This is a genomic window from Moritella sp. 28, assembly GCF_018219435.1.
GTDB lineage: Bacteria > Pseudomonadota > Gammaproteobacteria > Enterobacterales > Moritellaceae > Moritella.
Genome location: NZ_CP056121.1, coordinates 3,727,068 through 3,749,151 on the forward strand (window position 1 = coordinate 3,727,068; position 22,084 = coordinate 3,749,151).

The following is a 22,084-nucleotide window of genomic DNA, read 5'->3' on the forward strand; positions in this document are numbered from 1 at the left end:
TATCGTTTACTCGATCACTCGTAACGAATTAACAGCGCTTTAGTACTAAAGAACCCACAGAGTAACCAGCACCAAACGAACAGATTAACGCGAGATCTCCACTTTCCACACCGTCTTGATGTAAATGGAAGGCAATAATTGAGCCGGCCGATGCAGTATTCGCATACTCATCTAGAATAATAGGCGCTTCTGCAGCCGATGGATCACGACCCAATAGCTTCTTTGCTAAATAATTATTCATGTTGATATTCGCTTGATGTAACCATAAACGTTTAAAGTCACCTGCTTGCAACTCTAAACCGTTTAACTGTTCTGTGATCAAGTTATAAACAGTAGGTAATACTTCTTTAAATACCTTGCGCCCATTTTGCATAAAGAAACTTGAGTCAGCATTGATATCAACGCCTTCACTGCGGCTTAAATACCCAAGGTTATTACGGATATTATTTGAGTACTGGGTAAACAACTTACTATCAATGATCTCGTAGCAATGTTCACTCGTTGCTGTGGCTTTATCTTCAATCACGACAGCTGTACACACGTCACCAAAAATAAAGTGGCTGTCACGATCTTTAAAGTTTAAATGCGCAGAACAAATTTCAGGGTTAACCACTAACGCTGCTTTACTACGTCCTGACTTAACCGCGTCCATGGCACTAGCAATAGCAAATGTAGCCGATGAACACGCCACACTCATATCATAAGCAAAACCGTTAGCGCCAAGGAAGTGTTGCAGCTCAACAGCCATTGCCGGATACGCGCGTTGGAAACCAGACGCTGCAAAAATAATTAAATCGATATCTTGTGCTTCTTTATTGGCTGCAGCTAATGCTTGTTTGGCGGCAACTAACGCCATTTGTACCGTAATACTAGGTTCATCGTCAGCAATAGGTTGAAATACCGGACGCATGATAGCTGGATCTAAAATACCCGCTTTGCTCATCACAAAACGACTTTTAATGCCTGATGCTTTCTCAATAAACTCACTGCTTGAATGCGCTTTGGCAGTTAATTCGCCAGCTTCAATCGCAACGGCATTGTCTGTATTAAAATTATCAACGTAGCAATTAAAGCTCGTTACTAATTCATCATTACTAATTACATCAGGAGGGGTGAATAAACCGCTACCACTAATTACTACATTACTCATTACATTGTCCTTTATCGACTAATTAGCTTTAGCTACTATCAACTAAGTTGGATACAGTGACCACTAAAATAAAGCAAACAGTTAGCTAGATCTAGTTACCTATCCGACAAAATGAAAAAATAACACCCTGTTATCAAATAACATGGGTTAAAATTGCGAAGCAAACACTAAATTACATAAGTAACAAGGAACTAACCTATCGTATTTGGTCTATATATAGAGTGGACTCAACGCGATAAATTAATAAATCATTAAATAAAATTAATAAATTATTAAATAGAATTAATTTGTTGATTAAACCAAATTTAGACACTATGTTGTTAAGCATCACGCATAACCAATAGTTATAAGTGCTTATCATTTTAGAACCTAACGATATAACAAAACAGAATTTTCAATTTTCAAACTAATCAGTATGCTTAAGCTATAAATTAGTTAGTTATAAGTTACGAGTATTCATTTATATAGGGAAATCTCATGAGCCAAATTTTACAAGACAATTCATTGTCTATCGGTGACACACCTTTAGTTCGTTTAAACCGTGTAACAACAGGTAACGTCTTTGCAAAAATAGAAAGCCGCAACCCAAGTGCAAGTGTTAAGTGCCGTATCGGTGCTAACATGATCTGGCAAGCAGAAAAAGACGGTCTCTTAAAAGAAGGAATTGATATCGTTGAGCCAACAAGTGGTAATACCGGTATTGCATTAGCATTTGTAGCTGCGGCTCGTGGTTATAAGCTCACATTAACAATGCCAAATACAATGAGCCTTGAACGTCGCAAATTGCTTAAAGCATTGGGCGCAAACCTCGTTCTAACGGATGGTGCTAAGGGTATGAAAGGCGCGATTGATAAAGCGACTGAGATCCGTGACGCAAATCCTGAAACTACGATTTTATTACAACAATTTGAAAATCCAGCTAACCCAGCAATCCATGAACAAACAACGGGTCCAGAAATCTGGGAAGCAACCGACGGTAAAGTCGATATTTTAGTATCAGGTGTAGGTACGGGCGGTACGATTACAGGTACAAGCCGCTATATTAAATTAAATAAAGGTAAAGAACTTTTATCTGTTGCTGTTGAACCAACTAATTCACCTGTTATCAGTCAAGCGAAAGCCGGTGAAGCATTAACGCCAGGTCCACATAAAATTCAAGGTATTGGCGCAGGTTTCATCCCAGGTAACCTTGATCTAGAAATGGTCGACCGTGTAGAAGCCGTGTCTAATGAAGAATCTATCGAAATGGCACAACGTCTAATGAAAGAAGAAGGTATCTTAGCCGGTATTTCTTCAGGTGCAGCTGTTGTTGTTGCAGCCCGTTTAGCTGCGTTACCTGAATTTGCAGATAAGAACATTGTCGTCATCCTGCCATCGTCAGGCGAACGTTATTTAAGTACTGCATTATTTGATGGTGTATTTACTGAGCAAGAACTCCAACAATAGTTACAACCGTGTTGTTATAGTTACAACCGTAATCTTGTAGTTACATCAAATTAACAAGATTAACAAAAGCCGCACTAGCGGCTTTTTTTTGTACAAGCCACTTTTTTTATTCCTATTGATAGCGGTCACACTTTGCTCCTTTTGTTGTAATTAAACTACAACACAGGGCTAAATTAGGGGTAATATACTGACATCGCATTGTTTTGTCGTAAAACTTACAAAAACATGATCTATACCCATTTTTTGTATGAAAAAAAGTTATTTTACACTGTAAAATTAGATTACAATTACACTTATGGTTATAGTAAACACTCTTTTAGAATCGTTATTTTAAGGAAAAGTTATGTATCAAAAATCAGTTGTAATTATCGCACCAAACGGTCTTCACACTCGTCCTGCTGCTCTTTTCGTAAAAAAAGCAAAAGAATTCGAATCAAAAATCTCTGTTGAAGCTGGCGGTAAATCTGCAAGTGCTACAAGCTTATTTAAACTACAAACGTTAGGCCTTTCTAAAGGTGTAACAATGACTATTTCTGCTGAAGGTACTGACGAGCAAGCGGCTGTTGAAGCGCTAGTAGCGCTTATGGATGTTTTAGAATAAATCCCATCCGTTATTAATGTATTTTTTGTATTGAAGTAAGGAAAGGTTATGATATCAGGCATTCTCGCCTCACCAGGTATTGCTTTTGGTAAAGCACAACTATTCATTAACGAAGAAATTGTTCTTAACCAACAAACTATTGAAACGGCACAGATCGATGAACAAATAGCTATCTTTTTAGCTGCTAGGGATAAGTCTGCTATACAGCTTGAAGCTATTACGGAAATGGCACGCCAAACATTTGGCGACGAGAAAGCTGAAATCTTCGAGGGACACATGATGTTACTTGAAGACGAAGAGCTTGAAGAAGATATCGTAACCTTTATTAAAAAAAATAAAGTATCGGCAGATTTTGCAATTCACAGCATCATTGAAGAAAATGCTGAAATGATGGCTGCATTAGATGACCCTTATTTAAGAGAACGCGCTGCGGATTTCCGTGATATCGGTAACCGTATCGTAAAAAATGCGCTAGGCATGGAAATCGTGTCACTAAGCGCAATCGAAGAGCAAGTGATTCTAATCGCAAGCGATTTAACACCGTCAGAAACAGCACAGATTAACCTAGATAAAATCTTAGGTTTCGTGACTGACTTAGGTGGCCGTACTGCACATACATCAATCATGGCGCGCTCATTAGAGCTACCAGCGGTTGTTGGTACAGGCAACGTAACTGAAATAATCAAATCAGGTGACTTCGTTATTCTTGATGCCATTAACAATAACGTTATTGTTAACCCATCAGAAGACGTAATCAAAGAATACAAAGTAACTCAAGCACAGTATCTTGCTGACAAAGCTGAGCTGCTTAAAATGAAAGACTTACCTGCAATCACGCTTGACGGTCATCACGTAGAAGTGTGTGGTAATGTTGGTACAGTAAAAGATTGTGCTGGTGTAATTCGTAATGGCGGCGAAGGCGTTGGTCTTTACCGTACCGAATTCCTATTTATGGATCGCGATAGCTTACCAACTGAAGATGAACAGTTCGAAGCATACAAAGCGGTTGCAGAAAGCATGAATGGTCAAGGTGTGATCATTCGTACTATGGATATTGGTGGCGACAAAGATCTACCATACCTAAACTTACCAAAAGAAATGAACCCATTCTTGGGTTGGCGCGCGATCCGAATCTGTTTCGACCGTCCAGAAATCATGAACGCACAGCTACGCGCTATTTTACGTGCATCTGCATTTGGTAAAGTTCGCATTATGTTCCCGATGATTATTTCTGTAGAAGAAGTACGTCGCCTTAAGGATATTCTTGAGACTCTGAAAGCCGAATTAACCTCTGAAGGTCACGCTTTTGATAACGCAATTGAAACAGGTGTCATGGTTGAAACACCAGCAGCTGCTGCAATTGCACATCACCTTATTAAAGAAGTAGACTTCTTTAGTATTGGTACTAACGATTTAACGCAGTACACACTTGCGGTAGACCGTGGTAACGAAATGATTTCAGATCTGTATAACCCAATGACGCCAGCGGTACTAACGCTGATTAAGCAGGTTATCGATGCTTCACATGCTGCAGGCAAGTGGACAGGTATGTGTGGTGAACTTGCGGGTGACGAAACTGCAACACTGCTACTACTCGGCATGGGTTTAGATGAGTTCTCTATGAGCGGGATCTCAATTCCTAAAGTGAAGAAGACGATTCGTAATGCTAATTTCACTGACGTTAAACAGTTAGCAGACCAAGCATTAAGCTGTGCAACAGCTGGCGAAATAGCGGAGTTAGTGGCTCAGTTCACTAAACAGCGCGCTGCTTGCTAATTAATTCAGTTGTCATAGCATCTAATCTTGTAAGATAATGTTATGATAACAATGTAAAGTCATTGGTTATACACTTGTTCATCACCAATGACTATGTCTACCAAATTCTAGGAGTTAAAAATGGGATTATTCGATAAATTAAAAAAACTGGTTTCAGACGACAGTAAAGACAGCAATACGTTACACATTGTTTCTCCACTTGCCGGTGAAATCGTTGCTATCGAAGATGTGCCAGATGTTATCTTTGCTGAAAAAATTGTTGGTGACGGTATCGCTATCAACCCAACAGGTAACAAACTAGTTGCTCCAGTAACAGGTGAGATCGTAAAAATTTACGAAACTAACCACGCATTCGCAATTCGCTCAGACGAAGGCCTAGAAGTGCTCGTTCACTTCGGTTTAGATACAGTTGAATTACGCGGTGAAGGCTTCACACGTATTGCTGAAGAAGGTCAACATATCAATGCTGGTGAAACTATCATTGAATTCGATCTAGCACTACTAACTGAAAAAGCGAAATCAGTAATCACGCCTTGCATCATCTCAAATATGGATGAAATTAAGAGCATGGAGAAATTCTCTGGTTCAGTTGCACTAGGTGAAACTATTGTTCTTAAAGTTATTAAGGACTAGTACTTAAAATAGTTAGAGATTCGTTTTTAACTACGCATTAAGTATTCAAAAAAGAGCTATTGATAGCTCTTTTTTTTCGCCCGTATTTTCTTACGACTAACGTGAATTCACAAATCACACTGCTCCTACTCTTTAGGCTGTTTAGGCTGTTTAGGCTACAAACAATTGCATCACAGTGCAATTTCGGCCATCTCTTTTTGCTTGATAAAGCGCTTTATCAGCCTCTTCTTCCAACGCAAATATATTAACGCTTTTACCAATACTGATGCCAATGCTGACTGTCACATTAATGGATAAATTTTGTTTTTTAACAGCATGCTTCATGATTCTAAGACGGACGCTTTCAGCAATACTTTCAGCTGCTTTGGCTGAAGTTAATGGAGAATAGATACTAAACTCTTCGCCACCTGTACGCGCATATATACAGGTACTACCACACTCTTTAGCAATAATCATCGCAATATTTTTAATGACTAAATCGCCTGTCGCATGACCATACTCATCATTCACACGTTTAAAGTTGTCGATATCAAGGATCATAACAGCTGCTTCTTTATGCGGTGCCAAGGCTGCGATCGCATGCTGGTAGCCACGACGATTATAAATATTCGCTAACGGATCAATAAAAGACATATGTTGTAATGAAAATGCATTACGCTGAGTACAGAACATTAAATAACAAAATGTAAGAAAACACTGACTCATTAATAGATTGATACAAGCTAGCGCAGTAGAGAATTCAATAGTGCACATTAAATCAGGCTCACGATATAACAGCAGTATACGTGTCACGTTTAGAGACATTGCCAATACGCACGCCAGAATACAAATATACCTTGTGCGACCATACTGCTTACCTTGATCGCTAAATAAATAATAACAGTTAAAACACAGGCTTATTGTTACTGATAACGTGAGTACTATAATACTGAATAAAATCGGTGTTTCGACTGATAATCCATACGCATACAAGGGACCAATAATCAGGAGCTGGCAAGCATAGAGCCAAAATAAAGATTGTTTTATCTGAAGAAAGCGATGGAAACCATGACTAATTTGACATACACCAAAACACAATAGAATATTGGGGAACATGATATTTAACCATGCATTATTGCTATAACCATCCAGTTTCAAGTACCAAAGTTCTTCAGCGATAATAAACGCAAAAGCTAATATAATGGAGGTCGCGACGAGCCAATTACTTACGCCCTCATAACGTCGATTACCAATCCAAATACACACCATAATAATCGCCAGAAATAATAATCCAAAAGCGGTGAATATTGCGATGGAAAATAGGTCTAATATGGATAAGGGCATGGGATTAATTAAACTCTAAAAAGTGATACTTCATTAACGATTCAACGCAGAGAATTTACCGTACAACCGCATGTTAATCAAGTAGATTAGTTGAATAACGACTACCCGAACTATTATCTTTACTACAGCTCAATAACCTACGGAAATCAAATACGCCAAATCCATACACCAGCAATTACGATAACCAAAACCTATCAAATCCCAAAGTTCAATCGATTATACCTACAACGATGTTTATTGCATAATAGCTACATCAAGACGACACAGGCACAACGTCTTCACCCTATTTATTTTTATAGAACAATTTATATCAAACCTCTTTATAACAAACATAAGTTAGCTTAATTAATAGCGACGTTAAGGAATATATTATGACGACATTAGTATCGAAAGAAGGCCAAGCGGTTCCACAAGTTACATTCCCAATCCGTCAAGGTGACGCATGGGTTAACCGTACAACAGAAGAGCTATTTGCAAACAAAACTGTGATTGTATTCAGCCTGCCAGGCGCATTCACACCAACGTGTTCTTCAAGCCATTTACCACGTTACAACGAGTTAGCTAACGTATTTTCAGCACATGGTGTGGATGACATTTTATGTGTATCAGTTAACGATACCTTTGTAATGAATGCATGGAAAGATGACCAAGAAGCAGAAAACATTACCTTCATTCCAGATGGTAACGGTGAATTTTCTGCAGGTATGGGCATGTTGGTCGACAAATCTGACATCGGTTTTGGCAAACGTTCATGGCGTTACAGCATGCTGGTTAAAAATGGCGTGGTAGAAAAAATGTTTATCGAAGCTGACGAACCAGGCGACCCGTTCAAGGTTTCTGATGCAGATACTATGCTAGGTTATGTGGCCCCTGAGTACAAAGTACAAGAGTCAATCACCGTATTTACTAAACCGGGTTGCCCGTTCTGTACAAAAGCAAAACAAACCTTAATCGACCAAGGCCTAAACTACGAAGAAGTGGTATTAGGTAAAGACGCAACAACAGTCAGCCTACGTGCAGTAACAGGTAGCAGCACAGTGCCGCAAATCTATATTGGTGGTAAACATATAGGTGGAAGTGAAGCGTTAGAAGCACACTTCGCTTAATAATCAGCTACAATTATATTACCGGATAGCGTGTCTCACATGCCGTTATTCGTGGGCAATAAAAAAGGAAGCAGCGATGCTTCCTTTTTCGTTTTAAGCTCTGTTAAACAAAATATCCAGCTATCTAATTTTAGACTTGCGGTTTTATGTGCAGGCGGAAAACCACGACTGGTGATAACGGCATCTTTACTCATACCAAGAACGACATCCCCTTTCTCTATCGCCGTTTTTTCGGATGTACAACCACTAATAACTAAAGCGATTAATGCTAAAATCCAATTACTTTTACTTTGTTTATTATTTTCATGTTTACCCTTTTTAGATTTTAAATACTTTAGCAATATCTTGTAACGACGTAGCTAACTGAGCTTGCTCTTTTGCTGTCATCGCTATTTGAGTGGCCCCCGTTGCTGACTCCAACGATTTTTGTTTTATCGTTACAACATTCTGAGCAACATCTTGTGTCACCACAGATTGCTCTTCGATCGCGGTTGCCACTTGTTCAGTCATTGAGAATATTTGATTGATGGAAACGGTTATATCCTGCAATGTTTTGGCTACAGCTTGAGAATTACTCACTGCTTCAGATGCTTTTGTCTGGCTAACTTCAATCACATTAAACGCTGCATCTGCATCGGCTTGTAGCGCACTAATAAAGCTTTCTATTTCTGCTGTTGACTCTTGAGTGCGCTTAGCTAATGTTCTCACTTCATCTGCTACGACAGCAAAACCACGTCCTTGCTCCCCGGCTCGAGCCGCTTCAATCGCTGCATTCAACGCTAATAAGTTAGTTTGGTCCGCAACAGATTTAATAACATCAACCATATTAGTAATATTATTGCTACTCGTATGTAGATTATTAATACGCTGCGCTAATCCATCAATTTCACTCGCTAAATTTTCAATAGACAATGATGATTGCTGTACAATGTCAAAACCACTCACCGCTTGTAGATCGACTTCTTTTGCTGAATCCGCTGTCAGTTGCGTATTCTCAGCCACTTCTTTGACCGTTACAGACAATTCCTCAATCGCGGTAGCAATCAAGCTAATCCCATCTTGCTGCTCAGCTAGCGACTTTGAGCTGTAGTCACATGTTTGTGCTGTTTCTTCTGCCGCAGATGCAAGCGTAATACTTGATGTTGAGATGTTATCCATCGCACCCGCAAATTGCGATAACGTGAGGTTCAGAGCTGTTGCTATTTGCCCCAATTCACTTTCACCAGCAAGCTTTGTTTGCACTGTTAAGTCATTATTGTCACGTACCTCGGTCATCACATCCATTAACTCATTTACTCTCGACATTAAATCTCTAATAGTAATAAAGCTAATTACAGCGACAATAGTAATAATCAATAAACTAAACACAATGTTCATCGTCAGCGTGCTCATAGCACTATTATGATGAGCACTCGCTAACGTTAGCAAAGAATGCTCAAGTTCATCTTGGATTTTTTTCAATTGACCAATACGACCGCTGGCCTGACTAAACCAATATTCACTATCAATATTAAAATTCATTGATTTAGTTTTAGCTATATTTCTTAACTTTACCACCTCTTTTACTGCTGGTGTATTTAACTGCTCAGCAAAGAAATTATCATTACGGCTTGTTGCAAATGCTTCAAAATTCGCAAAATAAGTATCTTGCTCGACAACTAATTCAATAAATCTAACAAAATCACCTTTCTCAAAATGACCTTTTGAAAACACATTGCTTAACACTGCACGCTCTATTCCAGCACGCTCTTTACCTTGTAAAAAATTATAATAAGCAATTGTTTCAGCGGTAATACTTGCGTCTGAACTGATATCAACAATCAATCCTGACACACTCAATAATTTTGTATTTAACTGCGTGTAATAACGTAATGCCGATGTGAGTTGAATGTTTTGCGCATCCACTTTGTTACGAATACCGGTAAGCATAGAAAGGTCTTGCTGAATACTTGCTTGTAGCCGCTGTATTTGGCTATCTGAAAATTCGTGCAGCTGCCAGAAACGCATCATCTTTGCTTGCTTCGCATCAGTATCTGCACGCTGTTTACGTAATTTAGCGCTAAACTTACTGCCATTAGAACCAATAAATCCAGCTGTCATTCCCCGTTCTTTTTGTATTTCATGTACTAACTCACTGTACTCAACAGAAAGCTGGGTGTTCAGAGTTAATATCGACATTTCTTTACTGGTTATGATGTTCTGTGAAATAGAAGAAAAACTTAGCCATAAAAATCCCAACATAGGTAAAGCTAGCAGCATAATAATTTTATGTTTAAACGAAACATCTGAAAATTTCATAACGGTCCCTGGACACCTAAAAAAAGTACTAAAATATATAAAGTAGAGTAAATACTATAACCGTGCCAACAAATGATACCTACATATATACATAATATTTAATTAACGTTTATTTAACACAGTGATTTAGATCACATTTACTTACTCTACCTCAATAAAATCTGGATGAATGATTAAATAATATGCAATTTAAATGTGCAATTTAAATGTGCATTTTATCTGCTAGGTTTTAAAAAACTCTATCTAAAATCAATAAAACCAAACTAACTGACTGTTTGTCCATAGAAACCACTATCAAATATCTCTGTAATAACAGCCTTCCTGCATGACTTGAGCATAAGTAACACTCTCCTAGAATTCCGCATATAAAAGTTAAATTTCTTTGTCGCAAGTATTTCAAATGCGCGATAGCTAAAACCTATTAAATGCAAACAAACAATCGATTGTAACTATTTACATGCTTTTTGCATAATAGCTACATCAAGACGAGGCAGACACTTCGTCCCCCCAAATTTGAATATAAAATAAGTGCGACAAACAAACTTCGTTTTCGCCATAACATTTTTTAAGGCTGAATTATGAATATAATAAATGTAGATGTAGCAGTAATTGGTGGTGGTACAGCAGGACTAGGCGCATATCGAGCAGCGAAAGCACACTCAGATAGTGTCGTGATTATCGAAGGTGGCCCTTATGGAACAACTTGTGCGCGTGTTGGCTGCATGCCATCAAAACTACTGATTGCTGCAGCCGAAAGTGTACACCACATTCAAAAGGCGCCAGGATTTGGGATTCACCCACAAGGCGAAACCGTCATTAACGGTGTAGAAGTAATGGCACGAGTTAAAAGTGAGCGCGACCGTTTTGTTGGTTTTGTCGTCGAGGGTGTTGATGAAATTCCAGCTCAAGACAAAGTGTCTGGCTATGCAAAATTCTTAAACAATACGACATTACTTGTTGATGACCATACACAGATAAATGCTAAACGTATTGTGATAGCAACAGGTTCACGTCCTGCTTATCCAGCTATATGGAACGAATTAGGCGACCGCCTTGTTATCAACGATGATGTATTTGAATGGGATGATTTACCAAAATCAATCGCGGTGTTTGGCCCTGGAGTCATAGGCCTGGAACTAGGTCAGTCATTAAAGCGCCTTGGTGTTGAAGTGATCATGTTTGGTCTTGGTGGCCAAGTCGGTCCATTAACAGACCCATCAGTCATGGCATATGCGAATAAATCATTTAATGAGGAATTCTACCTCGATGCCGATGTAAAAGTTGAAAGCATGAAACGTCAAGGTGACCATGTTGAAATTAAGTATTTAGATCATCAGCAAGCACTACAAACGGTTAATGTTGAATACGTTCTAGCAGCCACTGGACGTCGTCCAAATGTGGATAAAATTGGCCTACAAAATACCACCCTTGAACTGGATGAACGCGGAGTACCAACGGCAGATTATTACACCATGCAAACATCCGTAGAAAGTATCTTTATTTCGGGTGATGCAAGTAATCAAATCCCGCTATTGCACGAAGCAGCCGACCAAGCCCGTATTGCCGGTGATAACGCAGGACGTTTCCCACAAATCAGAGCCGGATTACGTCGCTCCGTTATATCAGCGGTATTTACAGACCCGCAGATTGCTATGGTAGGTGAAACATATAAACAGATCATCGAACGACTAGGTAACTGTGGTTGTTTTGAAACGGGGACTGTATCATTCGAAAACCAAGGCCGATCACGTGTAATGCTACGTAATAAAGGTTTGTTACATGTATATGCAGAACACGGAACAGGTCTTTTCTTAGGGGCTGAAATGATTGGTCCTGATGCCGAACATCTAGCGCACTTATTAGCATGGGCACATCAACAAAAAATGACCGTATCAGAAATGCTAGATATGCCATTTTATCACCCCGTTATTGAAGAAGGTGTAAGAACAGCGCTACGAGACCTCAATGCAAAACTGCATTTAGGCCCAGATATGATTAAGCATTGTATGGATTGTGGTCCAGGTTGCTAGTTAAAACTTAAGCGCTTAAGCAAATACTAAGTTTGGCGTGCAAGGCTTGCAACTAAACTGTCACGATAACGTATAGTCGCTTTTAGCGTGTTATACAGCGCAGTAGTATATGACTGACTATGTTGCTCAACATAGTCAGTCATACGTTTAATTTGTTCATTTAACTCTCTAATGATCAACTGTGTTTTTTCTTGTTCCGAACAAGTCTCATCTAAGTGTTGTCTTTCTTTACTATCCATAGCTACTGTCTCCATCCTTGTTAATTTAACCATTCCTGAACAGTTACCACTAACTTTAATATCTAAGTTATCTCATTCAAAATCGAAGGTTAATAGCAAAGTATTATATTAAATACAATTTATCAATATGTTTATATCTCACCATCCAATTAACAAGGGATATCTCGCTTTCCAGCGAGAATAACCTGTTCTGATACTTGCTTATACAAACCTTTTAGCAATATCCAACGATGCCAATACAAAGGAATGGTGAGTTGTATATCAGTCAACTTAACTAATTGACCCGATGCGAGTTCATCTTTGATTTGTAACTCTGGGATCAAACAATATGCCACACCTGCATTAGCCATTGCGACAAAAGCTTCTGACGAGCGCACAATATGACAAGGGTAACTGCCACCAGCCAAACTAAAATGTTGTTGAATAAACTTAATGTGCATGTCATCTTTATGATCAAATGACACCGCTGGTGCTTTACGCAGGGCTTTCTGAGTTATACCTTCTGGTAAATACTGTCGCACAAACGCTGGCGTTGCCACTAAGGCATAGTTCAGCTCACCCAATAACGTTGATTCACAACCCGGCAATGGCTTCTTTTGTAAACTCAGCGCACCAAACGCCTCTCCAGCTTTCACTTTTTCAAGCGTTCTAGCCTCATCCATTATCTGTAAATTCAGTTCAATCGGATATTGCTTTAACAACGGTGCCAAGGCAGGAATAAACCAGGTAGCTAAACTATCAGCATTCACTGCAATGGCCATCACCACAGCCTTATCAGTCGATGCCGCACTGATACTCGGTAATAATTCAGCTTCTAGGTGCTGCACTTGTTTATAATGTTTTAATAAGCGCTGGCCAATATCGGTCGCCACAATCGGTTGGCTACGGATCAACACTGGCTGTGCCACATATTCTTCTAACGACTTGATACGCTGTGATACTGCTGGCTGTGAAATACACAAAACATTGGCTGCTCGTTCAAAGCTTTGCTGCTCTATCACCACTTGCAAAGCATGTAATAATTTATAATCCACTGCGCACTATCCCTTCTTTATGATTCCAATATTGAGCATTCATCATGACAATTCTGAACGCTCAACACGCCATATAAGTTTAACTAATCAAGTATAAAAAACATTAATTATACTTATAACTTAATTTTTTGTAATCTCGACAGCCTATTTTCTAGAGGTTCATTATGTTAACAGCAACAATTCAAGGGCTACTGCTTGGCGGTAGTATGATCATCCCTATCGGCGCGCAAAATGCGTATATTTTAAATCAGGGGATCAAACGTAACCATCATTTTTTAACCGCTAGTATCTGCATTATTTGTGATGCCTTACTAATCAGTGCTGGTGTGTTTGGTGCGGGTAGTTTGTTGGCATTAAATCCCGATTTACTACAAATAATCACTTGGGGTGGCATCGTGTTTTTATCGAGTTATGGCGTAATGTCATTTCGCAGTGCATGGCAATATCAATACGGAAAAACCGAATTAGATGGCATCCATAAATCCCGTAAAATGGTGGTAATGGCAACGCTAGCGGTCACCTTACTTAACCCGCATGTGTATTTAGATACTGTGGTTGTGTTAGGGAGTGTCGGTAATCAATTTAGTGGCGATAACCGATTAGCTTTTGCCGCGGGGACGATTTTAGCCTCAATCTTGTGGTTTTATGGCCTAGCCTTTAGCGCAGCTAAGTTTTCGAACTGGCTCAACCAACCCAAAATACAACGTGTTATCGACATCACGGTCGGCTGTATTATGTGGTTAATCGCCAGTAGTCTGTATCGCAACCTCGCATGATCTAAGCATCGATTACGTATTGTTTGGCTTGTTGTTTTAATAGTTTTGAAAACAGCAAGCCAGCAGGGCCTAAGGTTTTTTTATTGGCGTATACCAAGTATAACGACAAATCAAAGCGCACATGATCTTCAATGATAAGTTCCACCAGCTCACCATTCGCTAATTCATCTTGGATGCGGCTAATGGGTAAAGTCGCATGTCCAACCCCCTGTTTAATCAAACTAAGTGATTCATGAAAATTATTCACCGTCCAACGCTGCTGCGAGCCTAACCAACCAGCATCGACACTGCGATGCGCACTCGAATCACTCATCACAATTTGGGCATGGGGTTTTAATTCTGCAAGCGTTAATGGTCGATTTAACAAGGCTAACGGATGCTGGTGATGTACAACACGTGATAACTGCCCATGACACAATTTTTCTCCCGTAAATCCAGTGGGAATTCGACTGCTAATAATCAGGTCTGCCGTGCCATAGGTCGCAGCGTCCGTCACCCCTGATAACGTACCTTGCTGAAAATCAATGCTGGTCACCGTGCATTGCTGAGCAAATAAGGCCAGAACCTCAGTTAACAATTGCGGTGGAAAAAGTTGTGTCGTCATCACTTTTAGCAACGGTTCCCAACCTGCACTATACTCCCCCGCCAATTGCTCGATACTTGCCGCTTGCATTAATAACTCATCCGCTTGGATCAACATCTTCTTACCCATATCTGTGACGACTGCGCGACGACCCTGTTGTTCAAATAAACGCACACCCAGATTCTCTTGCAGCTTTTGGATAGCATAACTAATCGAACTTTGGCTTTTAATTAAGTAATCAGCCGCCCCCTGAAAACTGCCCTGATCGACTACGACCTTAAAGATATACCATTGTTCTAAACTCACCGTTGGCACTTTCATCATGATCCTTAACACGTATATAAAATAGCTGTTTTAATTCATCTAAAATTTCGATGATATAGATTTTATTTACCCGGTTAATTAATTTTTAAATTCCCGTATGCTTACTCTACAACATAAACGAGGAATCGAAAAATGAAAATATTACACATAGACAGCAGCCTGCAAGCCAGCAATTCAACATCATCAAAGATTGCAAAAAAACTAATCGACAAATTAGATGTAAATAATGCTCAACAGCAACAAATCACCTATCGAGATCTCAATGTATCGCAAGTTCCACACTTAACCGACGCTATTTTTAGTGCGTTCCACACACCCGAAGCAGAGCGTACAATAGAACAACAAGCAGCGGCTGCAATATCAGACCAATTAATTGATGAAGTAAGTAACAGTGATATCTTAGTTATCGCCGTTCCTATGTATAACTTTGGTGTACCCTCAACCCTGAAAGCTTGGATTGACCACATCGCACGTGCAGGTAAGACATTTGCCTACACATCAGAAGGCCCAAAACCATTACTGAAAATGCCAAAAACTTATGTGATAGCAACCCGCGGTGGTATGTATGCCAACACACCAGCAGATACTCAAGCGCCTTGGTTAGAACAAGTACTTAAGTTTATCGGTATACCAGAAGTCGAGTTTATCTTTGCAGAAGGCCTAGCGATGAACTCGGCAGATGATGTATTAAACAACGCAGATACACGAATTAGCGAATTACTGAGTGCTTAACGGGTATACCCAAGCTACTTCAAAATGCTATATCAGCGAGCCTCCCGTAGGACAAGCCGAAAGAAGGTATCTTCGGCGTTATTAAGCCTTGATTTAGAACAACTAAATCTTTGACTTAATGCATTGAATATACTAACTTTTCTGTTTTATGATTGTGCATTTTGAAGTAGCTTGGGTATTAATTGTTCACTATACTTTGCGCTTATAGCGAAAAAGGCAGATAATCAGCCCACCTATCCAAACGGGTTACCGACTCGTTTGGATATATTCCTATAACACCATGACAAAAGTTGAACATAAATGCGTTTAGATAAGTTTATTTGCCAAAGTACTAACCTGACCCGTACCCTTGCCAAGCGTGAGATTGCACGCAGCAACGTGAAAATTGATGGCGAAGTTGTACGTAAAGCAGACCATAAAGTAACAGCAGACATGGATGTTTGGTTTGGTGGTAAATCATTAAGCCAACGCCCACCGCGTTATATCATGATGCATAAACCATTAGATGTAATTTGCTCAACCGTAGATGAAGAACACCAATCAGTGATCAGCCTGATCGAAGCAGACAAGCGTGACGAATTGCATATCGCTGGTCGCCTTGATGTTGATACCACTGGTTTAGTATTGATCACCGATGATGGCCAATGGTCACACCGCGTTACATCACCTAAGCGTGAGTGCAACAAGCGCTACCGTGTTCAACTTGCCGATCAAATTGCACCAACAGCAGTAGCTGATTTCGAAGCCGGTATCCAGCTGCGTAGCGAAGACAAACCTTGCCTACCTGCTAAATTAGAGATCTTAAGCGAAAAAGAAGTACTGCTTACCATCCAAGAAGGCAAATACCACCAAGTTAAGCGTATGTTTGCTAGCCAAGGTAATCGCGTTGTAGGTTTACACCGTGAACAGATTGGTGCGATTGTACTAGACCCTGCACTAGAGCTAGGTGAATGGCGTTTTTTAACAGATGAAGAAGCTGCAAGCATCTAATCGTTTACTTACACAATGAAAAAAGCCCACATTAATCATCTTAATGTGGGCTTTTTTATTGACGTGAACATTTATCTATTCAGTCTCTAGCGCCGTCACTTTATACGCACAACGCCTTGCTCCTTCGACAATATGCTCTTCTCGCTCAACTGTCGCAATGCCGACCAACAAGGTTTGAAATAAATTCAATTCTGAACGGCAAAAATTAAGACATCTCGATGCAGCTGCACAAATGGGGCAGTGGTTTTCCATTAACCAATACACAGTATTTTTATCATCGATGTCGCTATCAACAACCACTGTCGCCATGTAGCCCTCTTCACTGCGCAACTCAGCTAGCGCTTCAAGTTTACCTAATAAATCTGGTTTACTCGCCAGCCTGTCGCTATAAAGCGCCAATGAAATTTGTTCTCGATGCGCGATAAGTTGCTCAAGCCCTTCATCACCAAAAATTACTTTGACTGAATCGATCAGCTGTACCGAAAGTTCCTCGTGACGGTCTGAAAAGTGACTATTACTCTGCGTTGTCAGTGACCAATATCTGGTTGGACGACCTCGCACGGCCTTTTTATCTTCAAAGCTGATGTCACCGCCATCTTCCAACGCTTGCAAATGTTGGCGTACTCCCATGGTCGTTAAACCTAATTCACTAGCAAGTACTTTAGCGGTCAACGCACCCTCAACTTTTAACAGGCTAAGAATTTTCTCACTGGTTTTTTCTTTCATTTTGACTCCGCGTTACCTGACGACAGGCACATTCGACGTGCCTTCAGATGCTTTCATACTGAGTATTATTACCGATACAAATATTAAGTAAACTTTTTTATTTACTTTATTTTAGCTTTGACCTTTACAATCTTAAGTAAAGGGTTTACTTTATTAAATAATTAATAAACAAAAAGGTTTACTTAACATGGAATTAGTTATTATTAGTGGTAGTCAGCGACATCATTCTGAAAGTGCAAAAGTAGCGGCTTACATCGCCAGCGCAGCAAACCAATTTAAAACAGTTCAACATATCGAGCTGTGTAAATACCAACTACCCTTTTGGGATGGTGATAATGAAAGTAAATCAGCGCCAGGCTGTGATTGGCCACTGATCAGTGAAGCAATAATGCAAGCAGATGCATTGGTGCTTATCACTCCAGAGTGGGATGGGATGGCGCCCCCCATTTTGAAGAACTTTTTAATGATGTGTGAGCATAAAGAAACAGCACATAAACCGGCACTACTTGTTTCTGTTGTCAGTGGCATTAATGGTGCGAATCCCATCGCCGAATTAAGAATGAATGGCTGTAAAAATAATAAGTTAGTGGCGATACCAGATCACTTAATCATTCGTAACGTCGGCGATGTATTAAATGCAGGTACGGATAATATGGCAATCAGCGAACGTGACGACAGTATTAGACATCGTATTGGTTACAGCCTGCATACATTACATCAATACAGCCATGCATTAGGACAAGTTCGTCAGTTACAACAACAGCAACCTTATTCCCAGCAAGAAAAATACAGTTACGCAATGTAAGCACAAATATTTATAACAACAATAAAAGGATATTATTATGATACATCTTGAGCATGTGAATTTAATCGTACGCGACATCGAAGAAACACTCACTTTTTATCGTGCCGCATTTCCGCATTGGTCAGTGCGTGGGGGTGACAAAGGAGAATGGTCAGGAAAACCAAGAAACTGGATCCATTTTGGTGATGATTATCAATATTTAGCTTTTGGTGATAACGGTGTCGGTGAAAATCGCGACTTAGCTGGGCACCAAGTAGGTCTTGCTCATTTCGCCTATGTTACCGACGATATTACAGGCGTTATAAAACGTCTAGCCGATGCCGGTTTTAGCATTGCAAAAGATGGAATGGACGATGAATATCGCCAAAATATTTACTTCCTAGACCCCAATGGGTACGAAGTTGAGTTTGTACAATATAATACTGATGTACCCAATTTAAGAAATCGCTATTAACCTCGACTAAGTGCGCTCATTTAACGCGTAATAAGCGCACTTAAGTCAAAACAAAAGCATAAATAATTATTAAATCGGTTTAATAACGGTAAGTTAAACCCATTATAGTTTCGTGATGCTAACCATCAGTTTTGTGATGAGCCTCTAAATATAAATCTGAAACTTTGCATAACATCAAAAAATAAGTAACTATGAGCCTAATATTAAGCGGCATAATGATCTCACAATACAGTCATGATGAAACCAAAACTTCACACTCTCCGTAGTGCGGTCATGCTACCGTTCACATTATTGCTTTTACTTACAGTTGGCATCATAACGCTAGTTCAAAATAACAGTTACGAAAGAATGCAGTCAAAGATTAGCGCTAAATTGCTAACTTCATACTCAGAAAATATTAAAACTAATCTCGATCATTTTTTAGAGCAGCCTTTCGACACAACGCTCGCTATCGCAGATAATATTCAACGTAATCAACTCTACCAGGCATCAGATCTAACCAAAGTAGAAGATTATCTACACTCTGCTATCAGCGATATCTACTATCAACAAAAACAAATCAGTACCATCTCATTTGGTAGTGAAAATAAAGATTATGTCGGGTTTCGTAAAAACGAAGATCAAGATGTTTCGTTGATTTTACAAGATAAGCGTACTAACTATGAGCTAGAGTTTTATCATGGGGAGAGCAGTGATGATATTGTCGATTATAGTATCAGTAATTACGACCCAACAATTCGACCATGGTACGCCCCCTTCGCAAAAGAAAAAGCCGCAGGATGGGCGAAGATATACAGTAATGCCGATGAAAAAAATACCTTTACCATTTCCAGTATTTCACCAGTAATAAATGACGACACATTAGTTGGCATCGTTGCTACTGACATCAATCTTCGCCATTTGTCTCATTTTATAGAACCTGAAAACCACCATTTCAAAGGCATTACTTACATCACTGATAATCAAAATAAACTCATTGCGAGCTCACTCAAAGCATCGTTAACAGATAATGATAATAACCGCATCCAAGCAAAAGAAAGTCACAATGCTGTTATTGCTGCTAATGGTCTATATATTGCCAATAGACAATTGCAGAATAAACATGCACCAGCGACGTTTGAATTTGACCAAAATGGTATTCGTTACTTTAGCCGTATTACCGCTTACAGCAACAATAATTTACAATGGTTTATTATCGTTACTTTACCAGAAAATGTATTACTCGATGGGCTACCGAATCAACAACGCTTAGGTTTAGTAGCCGCACTGACACTGGCCTTTTTTGGCCTATTAATGGGTTTATATTTACTGCGTATTATTACCCAACCCATTATGGATATTGCCGCAATATCACAGCAACTTGATCATAATAACTGGGATGTAACGATTAGAGAAGACATCAAACTCCATGAGACGACCCAACTTATTTCTGCCTTCAAATCGATGTCATCCCGTTTAGAAAGCTCATTTACTACATTACGTAAACAACTACTGTTTGACAGTCTTACTGGCTTATTAAGTCGTGATGGTTTTGTTGAAAAGTTGAATAATCCGATTTCGCAACAACAAGGTATCCTTGTCTTGCTAGGACTACGTTCATTTCGTCACACCAATAACAGCTTAGGTCAAAACAAGAGTGATCAGTTACTTATTACTATAGCCTCACGTTTACAAAAAAACGTGGCAGACAACGTAACCATTAGCCGTATTGATAAAGATACTTTTGCCGTATTCACCCCGAACTTCCAAGATCTAGAGCACAGCCATGCGTTTGCCGAAAACCTATTAACCGACTTTAATCGCCCCTTCACGATTAATGATACAGAAGTATTAGTGGGCGCTAACGCAGGCATAATGAGTGGTAAGTTCCACGACATAGACATGGATGAATGGCTACGTAACTCAAGTCTCGCATTAACCTACGCGGTAAAACAAGAACAAATACAGCGTTGTCACTATCAAGAATACATGATAACAGCCTCGCAAGAGCAAACCCGATTAACCACAGATTTACAACGTGCGATCACCAACAATGAATTTGCCGTGTACTACCAGCCAGTGATTGATCTAACAAACAACACAATTGCAGGTGCAGAAGCCTTGGTTCGATGGCACAGTCCAATTCGTGGCATCGTATCACCGCTAGATTTCATCCCAGTAGCAGAAGACACGGGGATGATTGTAGACATAGGCAAACAGATCTTATTACAGGCATGTTCAGATACTAAATCACAAATAGAGCGTGGTCAGTGGCCAGTAAACTTTGCGTTACACGTGAATATGTCTGTACGTGAATTACTGCACCCTGATTATATCTCAACAGTAAAAAAGGTCTTGGCGATCACTCAACTGCCCGCCGCCAATTTAACACTCGAAATAACCGAATCGCGGTTAGTCAGTCAACCATTACTCACCAATCAACTGCTTGGCCAATTACGCAGTTTAGGCATACAGATTGCGATTGATGATTTTGGTACGGGTTATTCCTCCCTTGCCTACCTCACTCAATTGCAGTTTGATGCATTAAAAATTGATCGTTCCTTTGTCAGCCAAATGCTCAATAGTGAAAGCCACGCGGCTATCGTGGCCGCTATTACAACGATGACAAGTAAGTTCAATGCTGAAATTGTTGCCGAAGGTGTCGAAACCGCCGAACAAGCTCAACATTTAAAACAACTGGGCTGTCGTTATGCACAAGGTTTTTATTATTCTCGCCCGAAACCATTAGCTGAGTGGGATACAGAGAATACTTCTACCGATTCGTAGCCGTGACTAACAGAAAGAAAACACCATAAGCAACAAAATCCCTTTATGTTACCTCCTTGTAATTAGTCTTATTCACCCAAAACACACCAACAGAGTAATTCACCAGAATTACCTTATGCACGACATATAAAACCAACACCAGCATGAGTCACACCTGTAAGCTCAACCACACATCAAGATCACAAAGTGATCACATATAGGACCACTTGTCACGAAATGGCGTGATATTAAGTGATAACGTGATCTACGCTGAAAAAAACATTAAACAAATGCGATAGCCTTCAAATCCAAT

20 protein-coding genes are annotated in these 22,084 nt (G+C 39.7%); 12 read left to right on the plus strand and 8 right to left on the minus strand.

Annotation, left to right across the window (positions count from 1 at the left end):
- Nucleotides 1-28 precede the first annotated feature (28 nt).
- Nucleotides 29-1,150 carry a beta-ketoacyl-ACP synthase III gene (locus HWV02_RS16465; protein WP_211676819.1) on the minus strand — a complete coding sequence of 374 codons (1,122 nt, stop codon included), beginning with the start codon at nucleotides 1,148-1,150 and terminating at the stop codon, nucleotides 29-31.
- Nucleotides 1,151-1,627: 477 nt separating this feature from the next.
- On the opposite strand from HWV02_RS16465, the gene cysK reads away from it, so the two are divergent.
- From cysK to crr, 4 genes are all read left to right on the plus strand, one after another.
- A complete protein-coding gene (gene cysK, locus HWV02_RS16470; protein ID WP_211676820.1) occupies nucleotides 1,628-2,596 on the plus strand; it encodes a cysteine synthase A in 969 nt (322 codons plus the stop codon).
- A 343-nt stretch (nucleotides 2,597-2,939) separates the two neighbouring features.
- On the plus strand, nucleotides 2,940-3,197 hold the full coding sequence (locus HWV02_RS16475) for an HPr family phosphocarrier protein (protein ID WP_211676821.1): 258 nt from the start codon (nucleotides 2,940-2,942) through the stop codon (nucleotides 3,195-3,197).
- A gap of 48 nt (nucleotides 3,198-3,245) precedes the next feature.
- The gene (gene ptsI, locus HWV02_RS16480) at nucleotides 3,246-4,973 is read left to right on the plus strand and encodes a phosphoenolpyruvate-protein phosphotransferase PtsI (RefSeq protein ID WP_211676822.1); all 1,728 of its coding nucleotides are present in this window, start codon (nucleotides 3,246-3,248) and stop codon (nucleotides 4,971-4,973) included.
- A 120-nt stretch (nucleotides 4,974-5,093) separates the two neighbouring features.
- On the plus strand, nucleotides 5,094-5,606 hold the full coding sequence (gene crr, locus HWV02_RS16485; protein WP_211672527.1) for a PTS glucose transporter subunit IIA: 513 nt from the start codon (nucleotides 5,094-5,096) through the stop codon (nucleotides 5,604-5,606).
- Nucleotides 5,607-5,756: 150 nt separating this feature from the next.
- Here the strand turns inward: crr and HWV02_RS16490 are convergent, their stop codons facing one another.
- The gene (locus HWV02_RS16490) at nucleotides 5,757-6,854 is read right to left on the minus strand and encodes a GGDEF domain-containing protein (RefSeq protein ID WP_255550466.1); all 1,098 of its coding nucleotides are present in this window, start codon (nucleotides 6,852-6,854) and stop codon (nucleotides 5,757-5,759) included.
- A 446-nt stretch (nucleotides 6,855-7,300) separates the two neighbouring features.
- On the opposite strand from HWV02_RS16490, the gene HWV02_RS16495 reads away from it, so the two are divergent.
- The gene (locus tag HWV02_RS16495; RefSeq protein ID WP_211688761.1) at nucleotides 7,301-8,035 is read left to right on the plus strand and encodes a glutathione peroxidase; all 735 of its coding nucleotides are present in this window, start codon (nucleotides 7,301-7,303) and stop codon (nucleotides 8,033-8,035) included.
- 35 nt (nucleotides 8,036-8,070) lie between these two features.
- Here HWV02_RS16495 and HWV02_RS16500 read toward each other — a convergent pair whose 3' ends face one another.
- Nucleotides 8,071-8,376, minus strand: a complete 306-nt coding sequence (locus tag HWV02_RS16500) for a hypothetical protein (RefSeq protein WP_211680391.1) — start codon at nucleotides 8,374-8,376, stop codon at nucleotides 8,071-8,073.
- Entirely contained in the window at nucleotides 8,354-10,333 is a 1,980-nt protein-coding gene (locus HWV02_RS16505; protein ID WP_211688763.1) for a methyl-accepting chemotaxis protein, read from the minus strand. Before HWV02_RS16505 ends, HWV02_RS16500 begins: the two co-directional genes overlap by 23 nt.
- Before the next feature lie 578 nt (nucleotides 10,334-10,911).
- Between HWV02_RS16505 and HWV02_RS16510 the strand changes: the two genes are divergently transcribed.
- On the plus strand, nucleotides 10,912-12,363 hold the full coding sequence (locus tag HWV02_RS16510) for a dihydrolipoyl dehydrogenase (protein WP_211688765.1): 1,452 nt from the start codon (nucleotides 10,912-10,914) through the stop codon (nucleotides 12,361-12,363).
- 26 nt (nucleotides 12,364-12,389) lie between these two features.
- On the opposite strand, the gene HWV02_RS16515 is transcribed toward HWV02_RS16510, so the two are convergent.
- Together HWV02_RS16515 and HWV02_RS16520 are read right to left on the minus strand one after the other, a co-directional pair.
- On the minus strand, nucleotides 12,390-12,602 hold the full coding sequence (locus HWV02_RS16515) for a hypothetical protein (RefSeq protein WP_255546877.1): 213 nt from the start codon (nucleotides 12,600-12,602) through the stop codon (nucleotides 12,390-12,392).
- 149 nt (nucleotides 12,603-12,751) lie between these two features.
- Nucleotides 12,752-13,636 carry a LysR family transcriptional regulator ArgP gene (locus HWV02_RS16520; RefSeq protein ID WP_211676828.1) on the minus strand — a complete coding sequence of 295 codons (885 nt, stop codon included), beginning with the start codon at nucleotides 13,634-13,636 and terminating at the stop codon, nucleotides 12,752-12,754.
- A gap of 164 nt (nucleotides 13,637-13,800) precedes the next feature.
- On the opposite strand from HWV02_RS16520, the gene lysE reads away from it, so the two are divergent.
- Nucleotides 13,801-14,412 carry an L-lysine exporter gene (gene lysE, locus HWV02_RS16525; protein ID WP_211688767.1) on the plus strand — a complete coding sequence of 204 codons (612 nt, stop codon included), beginning with the start codon at nucleotides 13,801-13,803 and terminating at the stop codon, nucleotides 14,410-14,412.
- A gap of 1 nt (nucleotide 14,413) precedes the next feature.
- On the opposite strand, the gene HWV02_RS16530 is transcribed toward lysE, so the two are convergent.
- Complete coding sequence (locus tag HWV02_RS16530; protein ID WP_211688769.1) at nucleotides 14,414-15,319, minus strand: LysR family transcriptional regulator; 906 nt, start codon at nucleotides 15,317-15,319, stop codon at nucleotides 14,414-14,416.
- Between the two features lie 132 nt (nucleotides 15,320-15,451).
- Between HWV02_RS16530 and HWV02_RS16535 the strand changes: the two genes are divergently transcribed.
- Nucleotides 15,452-16,051: an FMN-dependent NADH-azoreductase gene (locus HWV02_RS16535; protein ID WP_211688771.1), complete on the plus strand. Its 600-nt coding sequence runs from the start codon at nucleotides 15,452-15,454 to the stop codon at nucleotides 16,049-16,051.
- Between the two features lie 300 nt (nucleotides 16,052-16,351).
- Entirely contained in the window at nucleotides 16,352-17,041 is a 690-nt protein-coding gene (gene rsuA / locus HWV02_RS16540; RefSeq protein ID WP_211688773.1) for a 16S rRNA pseudouridine(516) synthase RsuA, read from the plus strand.
- Nucleotides 17,042-17,116: 75 nt separating this feature from the next.
- Here the strand turns inward: rsuA and HWV02_RS16545 are convergent, their stop codons facing one another.
- Entirely contained in the window at nucleotides 17,117-17,767 is a 651-nt protein-coding gene (locus tag HWV02_RS16545; RefSeq protein WP_211688775.1) for a metalloregulator ArsR/SmtB family transcription factor, read from the minus strand.
- A 187-nt stretch (nucleotides 17,768-17,954) separates the two neighbouring features.
- Between HWV02_RS16545 and HWV02_RS16550 the strand changes: the two genes are divergently transcribed.
- The 3 genes from HWV02_RS16550 (at nucleotide 17,955) to HWV02_RS16560 (ending at nucleotide 21,792) form a co-directional block, all read left to right on the plus strand.
- Nucleotides 17,955-18,572, plus strand: coding sequence for an NADPH-dependent FMN reductase (locus HWV02_RS16550; RefSeq protein ID WP_211688777.1), 618 nt, complete (start codon nucleotides 17,955-17,957; stop codon nucleotides 18,570-18,572).
- 37 nt (nucleotides 18,573-18,609) lie between these two features.
- Complete coding sequence (locus HWV02_RS16555; RefSeq protein ID WP_211676834.1) at nucleotides 18,610-19,026, plus strand: VOC family protein; 417 nt, start codon at nucleotides 18,610-18,612, stop codon at nucleotides 19,024-19,026.
- Nucleotides 19,027-19,374: 348 nt separating this feature from the next.
- Nucleotides 19,375-21,792, plus strand: coding sequence for an EAL domain-containing protein (locus HWV02_RS16560; protein WP_255550474.1), 2,418 nt, complete (start codon nucleotides 19,375-19,377; stop codon nucleotides 21,790-21,792).
- Nucleotides 21,793-22,084: the final 292 nt, after the last annotated feature.

What these genes read in the sequence shown, in the direction of transcription:
- HWV02_RS16495 (WP_211688761.1), top strand. Translation starts at nt 7,301, where the DNA reads ATGACGACATTAGTATCGAAAGAAGGCCAAGCGGTTCCACAAGTTACA.
- HWV02_RS16545 (WP_211688775.1), bottom strand. Translation starts at nt 17,767, where the DNA reads ATGAAAGAAAAAACCAGTGAGAAAATTCTTAGCCTGTTAAAAGTTGAG.
- HWV02_RS16550 (WP_211688777.1), top strand. Translation starts at nt 17,955, where the DNA reads ATGGAATTAGTTATTATTAGTGGTAGTCAGCGACATCATTCTGAAAGT.
- rsuA (WP_211688773.1), top strand. Translation starts at nt 16,352, where the DNA reads ATGCGTTTAGATAAGTTTATTTGCCAAAGTACTAACCTGACCCGTACC.
- HWV02_RS16510 (WP_211688765.1), top strand. Translation starts at nt 10,912, where the DNA reads ATGAATATAATAAATGTAGATGTAGCAGTAATTGGTGGTGGTACAGCA.
- HWV02_RS16560 (WP_255550474.1), top strand. Translation starts at nt 19,375, where the DNA reads ATGCAGTCAAAGATTAGCGCTAAATTGCTAACTTCATACTCAGAAAAT.
- cysK (WP_211676820.1), top strand. Translation starts at nt 1,628, where the DNA reads ATGAGCCAAATTTTACAAGACAATTCATTGTCTATCGGTGACACACCT.
- HWV02_RS16535 (WP_211688771.1), top strand. Translation starts at nt 15,452, where the DNA reads ATGAAAATATTACACATAGACAGCAGCCTGCAAGCCAGCAATTCAACA.
- HWV02_RS16555 (WP_211676834.1), top strand. Translation starts at nt 18,610, where the DNA reads ATGATACATCTTGAGCATGTGAATTTAATCGTACGCGACATCGAAGAA.
- HWV02_RS16475 (WP_211676821.1), top strand. Translation starts at nt 2,940, where the DNA reads ATGTATCAAAAATCAGTTGTAATTATCGCACCAAACGGTCTTCACACT.
- crr (WP_211672527.1), top strand. Translation starts at nt 5,094, where the DNA reads ATGGGATTATTCGATAAATTAAAAAAACTGGTTTCAGACGACAGTAAA.
- HWV02_RS16530 (WP_211688769.1), bottom strand. Translation starts at nt 15,319, where the DNA reads ATGATGAAAGTGCCAACGGTGAGTTTAGAACAATGGTATATCTTTAAG.
- HWV02_RS16515 (WP_255546877.1), bottom strand. Translation starts at nt 12,602, where the DNA reads ATGGATAGTAAAGAAAGACAACACTTAGATGAGACTTGTTCGGAACAA.
- HWV02_RS16465 (WP_211676819.1), bottom strand. Translation starts at nt 1,150, where the DNA reads ATGAGTAATGTAGTAATTAGTGGTAGCGGTTTATTCACCCCTCCTGAT.
- HWV02_RS16505 (WP_211688763.1), bottom strand. Translation starts at nt 10,333, where the DNA reads ATGAAATTTTCAGATGTTTCGTTTAAACATAAAATTATTATGCTGCTA.
- ptsI (WP_211676822.1), top strand. Translation starts at nt 3,246, where the DNA reads ATGATATCAGGCATTCTCGCCTCACCAGGTATTGCTTTTGGTAAAGCA.
- lysE (WP_211688767.1), top strand. Translation starts at nt 13,801, where the DNA reads ATGTTAACAGCAACAATTCAAGGGCTACTGCTTGGCGGTAGTATGATC.
- HWV02_RS16490 (WP_255550466.1), bottom strand. Translation starts at nt 6,854, where the DNA reads ATGGTGTGTATTTGGATTGGTAATCGACGTTATGAGGGCGTAAGTAAT.